This is a genomic window from Pseudomonas sp. NPDC089758 (genome assembly GCF_044748705.1).
GTDB lineage: Bacteria > Pseudomonadota > Gammaproteobacteria > Pseudomonadales > Pseudomonadaceae > Aquipseudomonas > Aquipseudomonas putida_X.
The window spans coordinates 82,056-98,262 of sequence record NZ_JBIVGN010000013.1; the positions used below are offsets into that span (position 1 = coordinate 82,056).

Below are 16,207 nucleotides of genomic sequence, written 5' to 3' on the forward strand. Positions count from 1 at the left end.
GGGGGGTCAGAAGGTCGCTTTGACCTGCAGGCCCACCACCAGCGCGTTGTCGATGTCCTGCCCGGAGAAAGCACCCGGTTCGATGATGTATTGCACATCCGGACGCAGGTTCAGCCACGGCGTCGCCTGGTAGCCATAGCTCAGTTCGATCAACTGCTCGGCGCTGTCGATGTCGGGGAACTGTTGCCCGGCATCGAAGGCGGCATCTTCCAGTACGTCACGGCTGCGCGGGTTCGGCACGGCGCGGCCATAACCCAGCGCCACGGTGTCACGCGGGCGGCCTTCGAACGGCTTGTACAGCACCACACCGGCGCCATACCACTTGGTGAATGGCGAGGCTGCCTTGCTCGACGCCGAGTACTGGCCGAAGGCATGCAGGCTGCGGCCCGGCGAACCGGCATCGTTCCACACTGCCTGGTCAATCAGCAGGTAATGGCCGCCACGGCCGGACACCTCGTCGTCGCTGCCAATGCGTTTGACGTCAGAGCTGTCGTAGTAGTAGCCCAGCTTGTATTCACCCGGCAGTTCACCCTGCAGCTTGTAGATCAGCTCGACCGGCACCACGGTGCCTGTGGTGTGCTTGGGCCCCAGGTGCCAGGCGCGGCTGGAGTTGCCATTGCTTTCGGGGTCGACGTTGAACACCGCCACGCGCAACTGCCACGCCGGCGACAGGTCGTACTTCACACGCACGCCCAGGTGGGCGTTGGGGTAGTTGGCCCAGCCGCTGCCACCGGACATGTTCAGCGGGTGGCCGCAGAAGCCGGCGTTCATGAAGTTGCACAGGATGCCACTGTCCAGGCCGCCGAGGTCGTTGCCCATGGCCATGTAGCCGAGCTTGACGTTGAGCGCCGGGGTGAACAGGGTGCGTTCGTAGCTCAGCTCGGTCAGGCGAGTGTACAGGCCACCGTAGTTTTCCTGGATCGGCAGACGGTTGCCTACCAGGTCTTCCGAGGCGCTGTTGCCGCGACGGTCGTTGATGGTCAGCTGGACCTTGCCGCCGTTGTCCAGGCCATACAGTTTCGACAGGTCGAACTGCACGCCGAACTTGAGGTTCTGCGAATAGCGCGCCGAGCGGTGCAGGCCACCGTGGGCGTTGTACGCGGTCTCACCGCTGTAGTCGCCAGTGACCTTGATGCCGTCTTCTTCAAGCTGGTGGCGCAGGCCGCCCCAGTCTCCGGTCATGGTGCTGCGGGTCATCAGGTCGCCGTCGGCCAGGGCGGCGGTGCTGGCCAGGGCCAGCAGAAGGGGGGAGGTGATGCGAATAGCGGATGGCATTGCTGGGTCTCGAATTGATCTTTCAGGGGCTCATCACCAGCAAGCCGGCTGCCCCAGGCGCTTGCGCCGAACCTGGGGCAGCCGGCTTGCCGGCGATGAAGGCGACGCGGTTTACGGCAGGGCGTAAGAAATCACGTAGTCGCCACGGTCAGTCGACTGACGGGCGCCACCGGCAGTGACCACCACGTACTGCTTACCAGTCTTGGGCGAGACATAGGTCATCGGGCCACCCTGGCTGCCGACTGGCAGGCGGGCCTTCCAGATCTCGTTACCGTTGCTGCTGTCGTAGGCGCGCAGGTAGAAGTCCTGGGTGCCGGCGATGAATACCAGGCCGCCTTGGGTCGACAGGGTGCCGCCCAGGGTCGGCAGGCCGATCTTGATCGGCAGGTGCATGCGGATACCCAGCGGGCCGGTATCTTCAACGGTGCCTACCGGTACCTGCCAGGCCACCTGGCGGGTCTTCATGTCGATGGCGGTCAGGGTGCCGAACGGTGGCGCCTGGCAAGGGATACCGGCAACCGACAGGAAGCGGTTCTTGTTCACCGCATAAGGGGTGCCCTTGAGCGGTACGGCGCCCATGCCGGTGTTCAGCGCTTCACCACCGCCAGCGGCCGCGCCTTTGTTCTGCGACGGGATCATCTGGATCCACAGGCCCAGGCGCATGTCGTTGACGAAGATGAAACCATGGACCGGATCGGTGGAAATGCTGCCCCAGTTCATGCCACCCAGCGAACCGGGGAAGCTCAGCGACAGGTCGGTGCCCGGCGCGGTGTACAGGCCGTCGTAACGCATCTTCTTGAAGTCGATGCGGCACAGCAGCTGGTCATAGGGCGTTGCACCCCACATGTCCGACTCGGTCAGGGTCTGCGCGCCGATCTGCGGCATGCCAACCGATTTTGGCTGGGTTGGGGAGTAAGGCTCGTTCGGGATGTTGCTCGGCTTGACCGGAACTTCATCAACCTGGGTCAGCGGCTTGCCGGTGGCGCGGTCGAGCACGTAGATCTGGCCGGCCTTGGTGCCGATCACCACCGCAGGCACCGACTTGCCGTCGTCCTTGGTGAAGTCGATCAGGCTGGGTTGCATCGGCAGGTCGAAGTCCCACAGGTCGTTGTGCACGGTCTGGAACACCCACTTCTCGTTACCGGTGGTGGCGTCCAGGGCCAGCACCGAAGCGCCGTAGGTGTGGTCCAGCTTGCTGCGTTCGACACCGTAGATGTCGGTGGACGACGAACCCATCGGCAGGAACACGGTGTTCATCGCCGGGTCGTAGGACATCGGTGCCCAGCTGTTCGGAGTGCTGCGCACATAGGTGCTGCCGTCAGCCGGCGCGTTGCGGTCTTGCGGGTTGCCCGGGTCGAACGCCCAGCGCATGGCGCCGGTGAACACGTCGAAACCACGGATCACGCCACCTGGCATGTCGGTCTGGACGTTGTCGGCGACACGGCCGCCTACCACCACGGTGGTACCGGCCATCAGCGGAGCGGACGACAGCTGGTAGTAGGAGTCCGGCACGTCACCCAGGCCAGCCATGAGGTTGACCTGGCCGTTGTTGCCGAAGCCTTGGCAGAACTCACCGGTGTCGGCGTCGACCGCGATCAGTCGGCCGTCGATGGTGTTGGTCAGCAGGCGGCGCTGGCAGTTGGCGCCAGCCGGGACGCTACCGACGGTGATCGGCGAGCTGTTTGGCTGGGTCGGCTGGGCGAGCGGCGCGGTGGCGTCGAAGTAGGCCAGGCCACGGCAACGTTGCCAGACCTTGGACTGGGCGTTGATCTCGTTCTTCCACAGCTCTTTGCCGCTGTCGGCATCCAGGGCGATCAGGTTGTTGTGCGGGGTGCAGATGAACACCTTGTTGCCAACCTGCAAGGGGGTCAGCTGGTCTTCGGCACCGTTGCCGTCGCTCACGGCGACGTCACCGGTGCGGTAGGTCCAGGCGACCTTGAGCTTGTCGACGTTGTCGCGGTTGATCTGGTCCAGTGCAGCGAAGCGGCTGCCACCTTCGGTATTGCCATAGTGGGCCCAGTCCTTTTGCTCCTTGCCGGCTTCGACCGGGGTCATGCCCGGGCCTTTGCCGGTGGGTGCGACGCTTGGATGGGCAACGAACATGTTGCCCACAGCGATCACCAGCACCACGGCCAGCACGCCGGCGATGCCGTAGGCACCACGGCCGGTGCTACCGCCATTGGCACGTACCAGCTGTGGGTAGACGAGCGCCACCACCAGGCCGATCGCACCGAACATGAACAGGCGCGAGAACAGCGGCCAGAACACCAGGCCGGCATCGATCAGCGCCCACAGTGCGGTGCCGACCAGGAAGACAGCGTACAGCCAGGCACCGGCTTTCTTGCGCCGGGCAATGAGTACACCGGCGATGGCCATGGCCAGGCCGCCGATCAGGAAGTACCAGGAGCCGCCAAGGCCCGCGAGCTTGACGCCGCCGGCAGCCAGGAGGAGGCCGAGCAGGGCGATGATCACGCCCAAGCCGACCAGGATGATGTTTGTGACGCCAGAGGCGCGCGGTGTTTCGTTCATGCCAGGGATCTCAGCAGGTGGAATGTGCGCAGTTTAAGCCCTTAGCAAGCTAATTAACAAGTTGGTACATTATGTTCTGAGTCTGATTGTCGCAGGCTTGAACTTGCTGTGTTGTTGCGAAAAGTCTAGATCAGGCAGTGAAAAGTGCATAAAAGCTTCAGCTAATCGGCATCCAAAATTATCTGCCGCGCGAGTGCCTGGCTCCGACTGGGTTGTGCAGCACAAAAAAAGGAACCGCAACGCCAGGGAGAGAAGCGCTGCGGTTCAAGGGGGAGCTGTTTAGCGCTGAGTGGCGGTGGCCATGTTGCCGTTGCCCATCTGGGTGATGGTGGCGGCTTGGTTGGCGCCGCTTTGGTCGACCAACGCCGTGTTGCCGGCGCCGCCCTGTGTCACGTAGGCGACGTTGGCGGTGTCGGCCTGCTTGATGGTTGCGCTGTTGCCACTGCCGTAGAGCTGGGTGGTGAAGCTCTGGTTGGCGTAGCCGGACTGGTCCAGGTTGATGGTGTTGCCGGTGCCCGTGGTGTCGCCGGTGGCATAGTTGTCCATACCGCGCTGGTCAGCGATCAGGATGTTGTCGGTGCCGTTCTGCTCGAAGTACAGCTCGTTGTTACTGTCGGCCTGCTTGGTTTCCATCGAGTTGTTGGTACCTTTCTGGCCGAGGGTGGCCAGTTGCAGGCTACCGTTCTGGGTCAGGTTGACGGTGTTTTCCGTGCCTTTCTGGTTGATCACGGCGGTCTGGTCGCTGCCGAACTGCCCACCCAGTTTCTCGCCTTTCCAGTTGCTGGCCATGACCTTGTTGCCGGTGCCTTGAGTGGTCACGGTCAGGCTCTGGTTGTCGCCGGTCTGGTAGGTGTAGTGCAGGTTGCTGGTGCCGGACTGGGAAATGCTGGTGGTCGAGTTGGTGGTCTCGAACTGATCGGACCAGCTGGCGTTGGACTTGCCTTGTTGATAGAGGCTGGCAGTGTTGTCCTGGCCCAGGCTCTGGTCGATATAGCCTTCGTTGAGCTGGCCATTCTGGTTGACGGTGGCCTGGCTGCCGACTTGAGTGTCCTGCCAGACTTCCACCGAGTTGCCCGTGCCGTTCTGGTCGATGCCGATGAAGCCGCCAGTGCCGTCGCGCTGGTCGCCATAGGCCCAGTTCTGCTTGCCTTGCTGGTAGATTTCGATATTGCCGTCGTTGTGCGTCAGGTGTTCGGCAGCGGCATAGTTGTCCTGGCCGTCCTGGTTCACCAGGCTTTTGTTGTTGCTGCCGCCGAACAGCTGTTCGACGTAGGCTTCGTTGCGTTGGCCGCTTTGCTGGGTGGTTGCCTGGCTGCCCAACTGGGTGTCCTGCCACACGGTCGAGCGGTTCTCGGCGCCTTGTTGCATCTGCAGCGCCTGGTTGTTTTCACCCAACGACTGGCTGGCGAAGGCGTCGTTGTAGGTGCCCTCGGCTTGCTGGGTGATCTGGCTGCCATTTTCGAACAACTGCTCGCCGTAGGCGGCGTTGTACGAGCCACTGGCGGTCTGGTCGATGTAGCTGGTGCTGGTGTCCTGCACCGCCAGGTGGTTGTGGCCTTTGCCGGTCTGGGTCTGGGTGGCTGCGGCGAAAGGCGCGACGGTCTGGCTGACTTCGGCGATGTTCTGGTTGCCGGTCTGCGACTGGGTCGAGGTGCTGTCATCCGCCATGACCTGGCCGGCCACGGCCAGGAGGATAGCGGCACTTAGGGGAGCAAGCTTGAACATGGTGGTGCCTCCAGGTCTATCGGTATTGAGTGATCTGAACATGCTGGCCATTGCCGGCCTGGGTCACGGAACTGCTCAGCCCCGAGCCGGCTTGTACGATGCTGGCGCTGTTGTCGTTACCGATCTGCTCGATGCTGGCGTTGTTGCTGGTGCCGCTCTGGCGGATCGACGCGCTGTTGCCATTTCCCTGTTGGCTGATGCTGGCCATCAGGTCACTACCTTCTTGCAGGATGTAGGCTTCCTGCGCGCCCCCGGCCTGAACGATGCGGCCCAGCAGGGCCTGGCCGTTCTGGTCGAGGGCGGCGCGGTTGCCCGACCCCAGCTGCTCGATCACTGCCATTTGCCCGGCACCTGCCGGTAACAGGCGGATGATCACCGGGTCACCGAGGTCGCTGCCGGCAGCGAGGTCGGCGTTGTCCATCAGATCATCGGCCTGAACCTGGCCGGCGAGGGCGAGGCACAGCAGCAGTGGGTGCACGCGTTTCATGACGTTCTCCTGGCCTTAGCGCACAACGACGTTGACTGTGCGTGTGGTGCCTTGGCTGCTGGTTACGGTTGCCGTAGGCGCGGCAGTCGGGATCGCCGTGGTGCTGTTGCCCACTGCCAGGCGCCAGCGTCCGGTCACCGGTACCGTGACGGTGCCGAGGACCTGCTCACCCGTGGTGGTGCTCACGCGCACGGTGACGGTGTTGCCGGTGGTCACCGACGAGGTACCGCTGATGTCCCAGTTGAAGCGGTTATTGGAGCGCGCCGTGACCGTTGCCGCGGTGACCGCGAAGGTTTCAGCGGCCGGGCGTGGCGACACGTTGACGGTGACGGTGCCGGGGTTGGACAGCGCACCGAGCGAGTCACGCACCTGGTAGGTGAAGGTGGTGGTGAACGCCGCGGTGACCGTCGCCGGTGGCGTGTAGGTCACCGTGCTGCCGTCGGTACTGACCGTTCCGCGGCCGGCAGCGGGTTGCGTGACGTTGTCCACGACCAGTGGCGCGTTGCCTTCCGGGTCGGCGGCGCCTGCCAGTACGTTGATGCTCAGGGGCACGCCCAGTGTCGCGACGGTCTGGGCGGCCACGGTTGGCGGCTGGTTCGGCGCCACGTTCACGGTCACGGTGGCCGGGGTGGACTTCAGGCCCTTGGCATCCATCGCCTGATAGCTGAAGGTGGCGACCAGGGGTTGCGTGGCGCCGGCCGGCGGGGTGTAGGTGACCGACGTGGTGCCGTTGAGCACGACACCGCCAAGGCCGGTACCTGGTTGGGTCAGGTCGCTGATGGTCAGCGGCACGTCACCGTCCGGGTCGCTGTCGTTCTGCAACAGGTTGAGGGTCAGCGGCACACCGACGCTGGTACTGCCGGTATCGGCCTGGGCCAGCGGTGCCTGGTTTTCGGCTTCGACGGGCGCATTGCCGACCACGATAACCGGTTCCACATCGCTGCCGCCATGGGCGGACTTGATGGTGACAGTGGCTGGCGGCTGGCTGAGGTCGTTGACGGTCAGGCTCTGCAGGGTGCCGGATTTGGACAGGCGGCCATAGCCTTGGGCAACCAGATCCGGGACTACCACCTCGTCGCTGGAGCGCGCTTCGATCACCAGGCGCTTGTTGGTCCAGTCGTAGCGCGCAGTGTCCACTTTCACCACGTCTGTCAGCTTGCTCGACAGCGAAGTGGGGCGTGTGCCACCGGTAGCCGTGCTGCCGGTCACCACCACCACTGGCGGCGGCGCGATCTGGCTCAATTGCTGGGTGAAGAACAGCCCGTTGTTATCCGCAAGCAGGCTGAACTGGCAGGGCGAGGGCGGCGTTCCGACCAAGGCCAGGCCGTTGCGCATGCACACATCAGCGTCGTTCGGCGCCTTGGCGAAGACTTCGATCCGGGTGCCGGCACCGTTGCGCGAGTAGGTGGCGCGCTCCAGCGTGACCGGCGTTTGCGCACGCTGGTCAAGTACCTTGCCCGATACGGTGAACACATTCGTCTGGATGGTCCCCGCCGGCCCTTGGATGCGTACGAAGTTGGTGTTGAACGGGCTACCGGTGACGGCCTCGGTGAGGTTCGGGTCGCCGATGAAGGTTTCGCTGGCCCCGGTGTCCGGGTTGACTTCGGTATAAGGGCCACCGACGCCGCGCAGCCACGGCCCGAGGTTGCCATTGAGCGCTCCGCTGAAGACCCCCGGGGCGCCGATACCGATGTCGCGGGTAATGTTGATCGCCCGCCGACCGGCGGCGGTCACGTTGACCGTCTCTACACCGTATGGGTGGGTGATGACATAGGTGCCGGTAGTCGGGACCGAGGCGCGGATGCGGATACGGGCAAAGCTTTGCTGGTCACCATCTACCGGGTTTTCCGCAGCGAAAGCGGCTTCCAGGCCTGCTACGTAGACTTCCAGCTCATAGCCACTGTTGCCAACCTGCGGGATCGAGGTTTCAGCCAGGAACCAGAACATCTCTGGGGGCCAGTTGTCGGGGAACACCAGGGGCAACGCGTCGTCGTAGACACCCGGTTCAGGCAACAGGGTACACATGTAAGCGGGTGCGCCCGGCGCACCCGGGGCCCGCGTGCTGGTAGCGCGCGACTGGCACAGCTCCAGGGACAGGTTGTCGGCGTCCTTGTACCACATCGGGTAACCACCGGTGGCAAAGGTGTAGGGGCCCGGGTCTACCTCCGACAGTGCGGCCCACGCCGCGCTGGTCACAGTGAGGGAGAAACCGGCGGCCAACAGCGCACGGCGTTGCCAAGTGTTCATGCTGCCTCCTTGAAGGCGGAGCCTTTGTCTGTTCATGGCACCAGCACCACGTCTTCGCTGTCGCTACCGCCGTTGGCACTGGTGACCTGCACCGTGGCCGGAGGGATGGGGGAGAGCGAGGTGCTCAGCGTTTTCACTGCACCACTGCCCGCCAGGTCGCCGATCAGCGCGCCGTTTCCGGTGTGGGCGGTGAGGACTGGGGGGCTGGTCTCGTCACTGGAGCTGGCCACCAGGGTCAGCTGGCCGCTGGCCAGGCTGAATTCGGCACGGGTGATGGTCACCAGATCGGTCAGCGGCAGATTGACGGTGGCCAGGCTGCTGGTGGGGATCGCCACACTGTTGTCAGCGGTCAGTGTCAGCGAAGTCGGCAACAGCGGGTTGAGGACGGACTGGGCATACCAGGCGCCGGTACTGTTGGCTTCGGTCAGGCTCAGGTTTGGCGTCTGGCTGGTCAGGGTGACGGTGGCCGGTGGCGGCGGGGCCATGACGAACACATCCTGCTGGGCACGCAGGTCGCCATCCTCGGTATGCCGCGAGTAGGTACTGCGCAGTGGCATCACCGGGGTTGGCCGGGCAACGTCGGAGAGCTTGCCGGAGATCGAGAACAGCTCGGTGCGCAGGTCGATGCCGCCGGGGCCCTCGATACGTACGTAGTTGGTGTTGTACGGGCTGCCGGTGACGGGCTCCTCCAGGTTCGGGTCGCCGATGAAGCGCTCGCTGCCTTCGGTGTAGGGGCCGTTGACGCTGCGCAGGAACGGCCCCACGTCACCTTTGAGCGCGCCGCTGAAATCACCAGCGCCGGCGATGCCGATGTCGCGGGTCATATTGATCGCCCGATCGCCGGCGGCGGGCACGTCGAACACGTCCACGCCGTAGGGGTGCGTGACGATGTAGGTGCCGGCGGTCGGCACATCGACGCGGATACGCACCCGGGCGAAGCTGACCTGGTCGCCTTCGACCGGCTCCTCGGCGGCGAACGCCGCTTCGATTGCCGTGCCGTAACTCAGGTCGATGCCGCGGGCGGCATCGACGATGGCGGCGTCGGCGGTGAACCAGAAGGCTTCATCGGGGAAGTTGCTGGGAAACACGATGGGCTGGGTGTCGTCGAATACACCCGGCGTCGGCAGCAGCGTACACATGTATGCCGGTGCACCAGGGGCGCCGGCGACACGTGAGCTGACGGTCTTGGTCAGGCACAGGTCAAGGGTTCGCCCGTGGGTATCCTGGTACCAGGCGGCGAAATTGCCATTGGCGGGGTCATAGGGCCCGGGGTCGACAGCGTACAGCGCTGCTTGAGCCGGGAGCTGGAGCATGCTGGCGAAAATCGCCACTGCCAGCGGAGTGGGTATCGGTCGGTGCATGAGTCATTTTCTCCTGCAAACGGGCCCATGGACTTGGGGCGTCTGACAGGAGATCGGCAACAGCCGTGCCAAAAGTTTGAAACAAGCTCAAGGCCACGTATTCTCTGGCTTCCAGCTTGGGTGTGGCGGTTTGGTGAGGTGTTTTCGGTGGGTTGTGTTCCCCAGGGTTGGGGGATTGGGGATGATCATTTGCAGGGCAGCGCCGTCAAAGCAATCGAAGCCCGGATCAACGATGCTGCACTAGCCGGCTGCCGGTGACAGGGCTGTTGCAGTCGGCCAATGGCTCACCCCTGCAACAGGTCAGGGCTGTTGAAATTGTTCAAGCGCGGGTCGCCCTCGGGGCATTCCAGGGCCTGCAGCGGCGCCAGCAACAGGGCCTTCTGCAAACTCCGTTCACCCGCCGCCCAGGCCTGCTCCAGCAGCGGCAGCACGCTGCGCGGCAGCACGCTGAACATCGGTTGCCAATACCCGCCCTGACGCACCATGGCCGCACTGTCATTGGCCACTGCCAACTGCACCAGGTCTTCGATCAGGCGGCGGTCGATCAGCGGTGCATCGCACGCCAGCACCACCACCCACGCATGCCTGGCCGCCGTCAGGCCGGCAATCACCCCGGCCAACGGGCCGGGGAAGTCTGCTTGTGCATCGCACACCAACTGGTCGGCGAACGGGCGATAAAGGTTGTGGTTGCGATTGCAGGAGATCACCACATCGTCACTAAGGGGGCGCACCACCCGCTGCACATGCGCCACCAGCGGCTCGCCACGCCAGAGTACCAGCCCCTTGTCACGGCCACCCATGCGCTGGCCACGGCCACCGGCAAGGATCAACGTGGTGAAGGGCGGCAGGGGTTCGGTCATTGGTCTGGTTCCTGAAGATAGGCCAGCGCACCCTCCCACGCTGCAGTGCAATTGTCCAGGCTGACCGGTAAGCGCCACCTGGCATATTTGCCAGTTGTGCTGACAGGGCGATGTTCATTCAATGGTAGTGAGTGGCAGGCAATGCACAGGCCCATTCCGTTACGCCAAGGAACAAGGACATGAATAAAACTGAATTGATTGCCCAAGTAGCAGATAAAACTGACCTTACCAAGGCCCAAGCTGGCAAAGTTGTCGACGCCATGATCGAAGCCTTTAATGAGTCATTGAAAAAAGACGGGGAGATCAAGCTGATTGGGTTTGGCACTTTCAAACGCGATCTACGTTCAGGGCGCAAGGGGCGTGACCCTAGGACGGGTCAAGAGATCGACATCAAGGCAGCCCCCGTTGTCAAATTCAAGGCTGGTAAAAAGTTGAAAGACGCCGTGGCGGAACAGGATCCGAACCGTCATTAGCTGCTCGCGCCGCCCAGTGCAGCGGTGGCCAAGGGGGCTGGCGATGCAGCCCCACTGGTCTCACGTATTGTCGCCACTTGCCTCTTTAGCCCCGGGCGTTTCATGACGGGTGCGAGCCAGGCGCATCACCACCACGAAGAACACCGGCACGAACACCACGGCCAATGTGGCGCTGAGCATCCCGCCGATCACCCCGGTGCCAATCGCCTGCTGGCTCGCCGAGCTGGCGCCAGTGGCGATGGCCAGTGGCACCACGCCGAGGATGAACGCCAGCGAGGTCATCACGATCGGCCGCAGGCGCAGGCGCGCGGCCTGCACAGCGGCGTCAAAGGGTTCCACGCCTTGGTCCACCAGGCCTTTGGCGAACTCGATGATGAGGATGGCATTCTTCGCCGACAAGCCGATCAGGGTAATCAAACCAACCTTGAAGAACACATCGTTGGGCATGCCGCGCAGGGTCACCGCCAGGACTGCGCCGAGCACGCCGAGCGGTACCACCAGCAGCACCGCGGTAGGGATCGACCAGCTTTCGTACAGCGCCGCCAGGCACAGGAACACCACCAGCAGTGACAGCGCCATCAGCAGCGGTGCCTGGCTGCCGGACAGGCGCTCCTGCAAGGACAGGCCGGTCCATTCCAGGCCGGCACCGGCCGGCAACTGCGCGACCAGGCGCTCGACTTCGGCCATGGCATCGCCCGAGCTATAGCCGGCTGCCGGCTCACCGGAAATCGACACCGCCGGGTAGCCGTTGTAACGGGTCAGCTGCACCGGGCCACTGACCCATTTGGCCAGGACGAAGGCGCCTAAGGGCACCATCTTGCCGCTGCTGTTGCGTACGTGGATCTTCAGCAGGTCCTCGACCTGGCTGCGCTGGTCGCCTTCGGCCTGCACCACCACCCGCTGCATGCGGCCCTGGTTAGGGAAGTCGTTGACGTAGTTGGAGCCCACGGCGGTGTCCAGCACCGCGCCAATGTCGGCGAACGATATGCCCAATGCATTGGCCTGGCGGCGGTCGATTTCCAGCTGTACCTGCGGGCTTTCGGCCAGCGAAGCCTCGCGTACGTTCACCAGTATCTTGCTGCTCGCGGCGCCGGCCAGCAGTTCGTCACGTGCCGCCATCAGTGCGGCATGGCCCATGCCCCCACGGTCCTGCAGGCGGAACTCGAAACCGGTGGACTCACCCAGCCCGTCGATAGGCGGCGGCAGCACGGAGAAAGCGACCGCGTCGCGGATCCGGGAAAATGCAGCGCTGGCGCGGTCGGCAATCGCCTGGGCGCTGTCGTCGGCGCCGCGTTCTGCCCAGTCCTTCAGGGTGGTGAAGGTCAGTGCCGCGTTCTGCCCGCTGCCGGAAAAGCTGAAACCCAGAATCACCGTGGTGTTGCCCACGCCCGGCTCCTGGGCGTTGTGCGCCTCGATCTGCGCGGCTACCTGCTCGGTACGCATGCGGCTGGCACCTGGTGGCAGCTGGATGTCGGTGATGGTGTAGCCCTGGTCTTCAGTGGGCAAAAACGCCGTGGGCAACTGGCTGAAGCCGTAGCCGAGCACCGCCAGCAGCAGGCCATACACCAGCAGGTAGCGGCCGCTGCGCTTGAGGGCCTGCACCACCCAGCGCTGGTAGCCGTCGCTCACGCGGTCGAAACTGCGGTTGAACCAGCCGAAGAAGCCCTTGCGTTGATGGTGGCCGCCCTTGGCCACCGGTTTGAGCAGTGTGGCGCACAGGGCAGGGGTCAGGCTCAGGGCCAGAAACGCCGAGAACAGGATCGACACCGCCATCGACAACGAGAACTGCTGGTAGATCACCCCGACAGAGCCTTTCATGAAGGCCATGGGCAGGAACACCGCCACCAGCACCAGGGTGATGCCGATGATGGCGCCGCTGATCTGGCCCATCGCCTTGCGCGTCGCGGCCTTCGGCGGCAGGCCTTCCTCGGCCATGATCCGTTCCACGTTCTCCACCACCACGATGGCATCGTCGACCAGGATGCCAATGGCCAGGACCATGCCGAACAGCGTCAGCACGTTGACCGAGAAGCCCAGCGCCAGCATCACGGCGAAGGTCCCCATCAGCGCCACCGGCACCACCAGGGTCGGGATCAGCGTGCAGCGCAGGTTCTGCAGGAACAGGAACATCACGGCGAACACCAGCAGCATGGCTTCGAACAGGGTGCTGATGACCTGCTGGATGGAGACTTTGACGAACGGTGATGTGTCATACGGGATGTCGTACCGGACCCCCTCCGGGAAATACACCGACAACTCCTGCATCTTCGCCCGCACCAGGGTGGCGGTTTGCATGGCGTTGGCGCCCGGCGCCAGCTGCACGCTGAAGGCGCTGGCCGGCTTGCCGTTCAGGCGTGTGCCGTACTGGTATTCCTGGGCGCCGATCTCGACCCGCGCCACATCGCCGATGGTCACCGTCGAGCCGTCGGGGTTGGCGCGTAGCACAATGGCGGCAAACTCCTCCGGCGTGCTCAGCTGGCCCTTGACCACCACATTGGCGGTGATCTCCTGGGTGCTGCGGGCAGGCAGGTCGCCGATGCTGCCGGGCGCCACCTGGGCGTTCTGGGCGGCGATGGCGTTGGCCACATCGTTGGGCGTGAGGCTGAAACCGATCAGCTTGCCCGGGTCGATCCAGATCCGCATGGCACGCTCGGAGCCGTACAGCTGGGCTTTGCCGACGCCCTTGAGGCGGCGAACTTCGTTCATCACGTTGCGCGCAAGGATGTCCGACAGGGCGGTTTCATCGAGGCTGCCGTCTTCAGAGGTCAGGGTGCCGAGCAGCAGAAAGCCGGTGGACACTTTCTCCACCTGCAGGCCCTGCTGGGTCACCGGGCGCGGCAAGCGAGACTCTACGACCTTGAGGCGGTTTTGCACGTCGACCTGGGCCAGGTCAGGGTTGGTCCCAGGCTCGAAGGTGGCGGTAATGGTGGCGCTGCCCAGGCTGCTCTGCGACTCGAAGTACAACAGGTTGTCGGCGCCGTTGAGCTCCTGCTCGATCAGGCTGACCACGCTCTCGTCCAGGGTGGCGGCGGACGCCCCCGGGTACACGGCATAGATTTCCACCTGCGGCGGGGCCACGTTGGGGTATTGGGCCACCGGCAGTTGCGGGATGGCCAGGGCGCCAGCCAGCAGGATGAACAGCGCGACCACCCAGGCAAATACCGGGCGGTCGATGAAGAATTGCGGCATGGGTCAGGCCCTCACTGGCCGTTGTGCTGGGCGATGGGTTGGCTGCCCTGGGCCGTGTCGACCTGGACCTGGTCACCGGCCTTGACATGTTGCAGGCCCTCGACCACCACACGTTCGCCGGCGGCCAGGCCTTCATTGATGATCCAGCGGTCGCCTTGGGCGTTGCCCAGTACCACTTGGCGTTCGCTGATGCGCGCCTGCGCGTCGACCACCAGCACTTTCGGCACACCCGCGCTATCGCGCAGGATGGCGCGCTGCGGCACGCTGATGCCTTTGGGCTGCACGGCCTGCTCCAGGCGCACGCGCACGTAGCTGCCGGGCAGCAGGTCCAGATTTGGGTTGGGGAACTCGCTGCGCAGGGTGATCTGGTTGGTGCTTGGGTCGACGCTGATGTCCGAGAACAGCAGCTTGCCGGGCAGCGGGTAGGCAGTACCGTCATCCTGGATCAACGTGGCGCTTGCTTCTCCCTTGCCTGCCTGCTGCAACTCGCCTGCGCGCAGCGCGCGGCGCAGGGCGTTGAGCTCGCGGGTCGACTGGGTGACGTCGGCGTGGATCGGGTCCAGCTGCTGGATGGTCGCCAGGGGCGTGGCCTCGTTCTGCCCCACCAGTGCGCCTTCGGTGACCAAGGCGCGGCCGATGCGCCCGGAGATCGGTGCGGTAACCGTGGCGTAACCCAGGTTCAGGCGCGCCCGTTCCAGCGCAGCCTTGGCCGCGGCCACTTCGGCGTCGGCCTGAAGGAAGGCCGCGCGGGCGTTGTCGTACTCCTGGCGGCTGACGGCCTTGTCGTCGACCAGTTCGCGGTAGCGCTGCTCCTGCAGGCGGGCCTGGTACAGGTTGGCCTGGGCCCTGGCCAGTGCGGCGCGGGCGCTATCGTGGTCGGCCTTGAACGGTGCGGGGTCGATCAGAAACAGCACCTCGCCCTGCTTGACGTCGCTGCCTTCGCGGTAGACCCGCTTGAGCACCACGCCCGCCACGCGTGCGCGCACTTCGGCGGTACGCGGGGCAAGCATGCGCCCACTGAGCTCCGTGCTGATGGCCAAAGGTTCAAGCTGCAGGGTTTCCACCCGCACCTGGGGTACCGGGGGCTGGGTAGCCTGCTCTTCGGTATCGTTGCAGCCGGCTAGGAGCAGGGCCAGAAGCGCCGCGAGCGCCACGGGGCGCAGGCGATGGACAAGAATGATAGGCATACGGATCTTCCGATGATGACCGGCTGTATGCTAAGGCAGGCGGGGCGCGGGTGCCTGTTAATACCTGTAGGACGTGTGTGAAAAAGTGTGAAGAAAAATCCTGCACTCCTGGGGATTCTATATTCTTGCCGCACATGCCTCATTGGCCTCCTTCAGCCCGTACCAAGCCCTATGCCAAACATTCTTCTGGTCGAAGACGACAGCGCCCTGTCTGAATTGATCGCCAGCTACCTGCAACGCAACGACTTCCATGTGCGGGTGATCGCCCGGGGCGATCATGTACTGGACGCGCTGCGGCAAGATAAACCCGACCTGGTCATCCTTGACCTGATGCTCCCGGGTATCGACGGCCTGCAGGTGTGCCGCCTGCTGCGCCACGAATCGCAAAGCCTGCCGATCCTGATGCTGACGGCCCGCGACGACAGCCACGACCAGGTCTTGGGGCTGGAGATGGGCGCCGACGACTACGTGACCAAACCGTGTGAGCCGCGGGTGCTGCTGGCACGGGTGCGCACCTTGCTACGGCGCAGCAGCGTCCATGAGCCACGGCTGGACAGCGAGCAGATCCTGGTCGGTGGCTTGCGCATCGACCTGGCCGAGCGCCTGGTCAGTTGGCGCGGCGAAGAGGTGGAACTGTCCAGCGGTGAATACAACCTGCTGGTGGTGCTGGCGCGCAATGCTGGGGAGGTGCTCAGCCGCGACCGAATCCTTCAGCAACTGCGCGGCATCGAGTTCAACGGCACTGACCGTTCGGTGGACGTGGCCATTTCCAAGTTGCGGCGCAAGTTCGACGACAGTGCCGGCGAAGCGCGCAAGATCAAGACCGTGTGGGGCAAGGGTTACCTGTTCAGTCGCGTCGAATGGGAGTGCTGAA

General features: G+C 64.3%; 11 protein-coding genes. 2 read left to right on the forward strand and 9 right to left on the reverse strand.

Features of this window, described 5'->3' with window-relative positions; all coding sequences use genetic code 11:
• Positions 1–6 precede the first annotated feature (6 nt).
• From ACIPZH_RS18160 to mobA, 7 genes are all read right to left on the reverse strand, one after another.
• On the reverse strand, positions 7–1,275 hold the full coding sequence (locus ACIPZH_RS18160; RefSeq protein WP_400637174.1) for a carbohydrate porin: 1,269 nt from the start codon (positions 1,273–1,275) through the stop codon (positions 7–9).
• 111 nt (positions 1,276–1,386) lie between these two features.
• Positions 1,387–3,804, reverse strand: a complete 2,418-nt coding sequence (locus tag ACIPZH_RS18165; protein WP_400637176.1) for a glucose/quinate/shikimate family membrane-bound PQQ-dependent dehydrogenase — start codon at positions 3,802–3,804, stop codon at positions 1,387–1,389.
• Positions 3,805–4,083: 279 nt separating this feature from the next.
• The gene (locus tag ACIPZH_RS18170; RefSeq protein ID WP_400637178.1) at positions 4,084–5,529 is read right to left on the reverse strand and encodes a curlin; all 1,446 of its coding nucleotides are present in this window, start codon (positions 5,527–5,529) and stop codon (positions 4,084–4,086) included.
• 16 nt (positions 5,530–5,545) lie between these two features.
• The gene (locus ACIPZH_RS18175) at positions 5,546–6,016 is read right to left on the reverse strand and encodes a curlin (protein WP_241803715.1); all 471 of its coding nucleotides are present in this window, start codon (positions 6,014–6,016) and stop codon (positions 5,546–5,548) included.
• Positions 6,017–6,031: 15 nt separating this feature from the next.
• Complete coding sequence (locus tag ACIPZH_RS18180) at positions 6,032–8,263, reverse strand: Ig-like domain-containing protein (RefSeq protein WP_400637180.1); 2,232 nt, start codon at positions 8,261–8,263, stop codon at positions 6,032–6,034.
• Positions 8,264–8,295: 32 nt separating this feature from the next.
• Positions 8,296–9,624, reverse strand: a complete 1,329-nt coding sequence (locus tag ACIPZH_RS18185) for a hypothetical protein (protein WP_241803712.1) — start codon at positions 9,622–9,624, stop codon at positions 8,296–8,298.
• Between the two features lie 284 nt (positions 9,625–9,908).
• Positions 9,909–10,484, reverse strand: coding sequence for a molybdenum cofactor guanylyltransferase MobA (gene mobA / locus ACIPZH_RS18190; protein WP_400637181.1), 576 nt, complete (start codon positions 10,482–10,484; stop codon positions 9,909–9,911).
• A gap of 131 nt (positions 10,485–10,615) precedes the next feature.
• Here mobA and ACIPZH_RS18195 point away from each other — a divergent pair, with 131 nt between their 5' ends.
• On the forward strand, positions 10,616–10,957 hold the full coding sequence (locus ACIPZH_RS18195) for an HU family DNA-binding protein (protein WP_400637182.1): 342 nt from the start codon (positions 10,616–10,618) through the stop codon (positions 10,955–10,957).
• Between the two features lie 60 nt (positions 10,958–11,017).
• Here ACIPZH_RS18195 and ACIPZH_RS18200 read toward each other — a convergent pair whose 3' ends face one another.
• Positions 11,018–14,146: a multidrug efflux RND transporter permease subunit gene (locus ACIPZH_RS18200; RefSeq protein ID WP_400637183.1), complete on the reverse strand. Its 3,129-nt coding sequence runs from the start codon at positions 14,144–14,146 to the stop codon at positions 11,018–11,020.
• 11 nt (positions 14,147–14,157) lie between these two features.
• On the reverse strand, positions 14,158–15,333 hold the full coding sequence (locus tag ACIPZH_RS18205) for an efflux RND transporter periplasmic adaptor subunit (protein ID WP_400637185.1): 1,176 nt from the start codon (positions 15,331–15,333) through the stop codon (positions 14,158–14,160).
• Positions 15,334–15,504: 171 nt separating this feature from the next.
• Here ACIPZH_RS18205 and ACIPZH_RS18210 point away from each other — a divergent pair, with 171 nt between their 5' ends.
• Positions 15,505–16,206 (forward strand): response regulator transcription factor, encoded by a 702-nt coding sequence (locus ACIPZH_RS18210; protein ID WP_241803706.1) that lies wholly within the window; start codon positions 15,505–15,507, stop codon positions 16,204–16,206.
• Position 16,207 lies beyond the last annotated feature (1 nt).

Coding starts and splice junctions, on each gene's coding strand:
- ACIPZH_RS18205 (WP_400637185.1), bottom strand. CDS start 15,333: ATGCCTATCATTCTTGTCCATCGCCTGCGCCCCGTGGCGCTCGCGGCG.
- ACIPZH_RS18200 (WP_400637183.1), bottom strand. CDS start 14,146: ATGCCGCAATTCTTCATCGACCGCCCGGTATTTGCCTGGGTGGTCGCG.
- ACIPZH_RS18180 (WP_400637180.1), bottom strand. CDS start 8,263: ATGAACACTTGGCAACGCCGTGCGCTGTTGGCCGCCGGTTTCTCCCTC.
- ACIPZH_RS18170 (WP_400637178.1), bottom strand. CDS start 5,529: ATGTTCAAGCTTGCTCCCCTAAGTGCCGCTATCCTCCTGGCCGTGGCC.
- ACIPZH_RS18160 (WP_400637174.1), bottom strand. CDS start 1,275: ATGCCATCCGCTATTCGCATCACCTCCCCCCTTCTGCTGGCCCTGGCC.
- ACIPZH_RS18165 (WP_400637176.1), bottom strand. CDS start 3,804: ATGAACGAAACACCGCGCGCCTCTGGCGTCACAAACATCATCCTGGTC.
- ACIPZH_RS18175 (WP_241803715.1), bottom strand. CDS start 6,016: ATGAAACGCGTGCACCCACTGCTGCTGTGCCTCGCCCTCGCCGGCCAG.
- ACIPZH_RS18210 (WP_241803706.1), top strand. CDS start 15,505: ATGCCAAACATTCTTCTGGTCGAAGACGACAGCGCCCTGTCTGAATTG.
- mobA (WP_400637181.1), bottom strand. CDS start 10,484: ATGACCGAACCCCTGCCGCCCTTCACCACGTTGATCCTTGCCGGTGGC.
- ACIPZH_RS18185 (WP_241803712.1), bottom strand. CDS start 9,624: ATGCACCGACCGATACCCACTCCGCTGGCAGTGGCGATTTTCGCCAGC.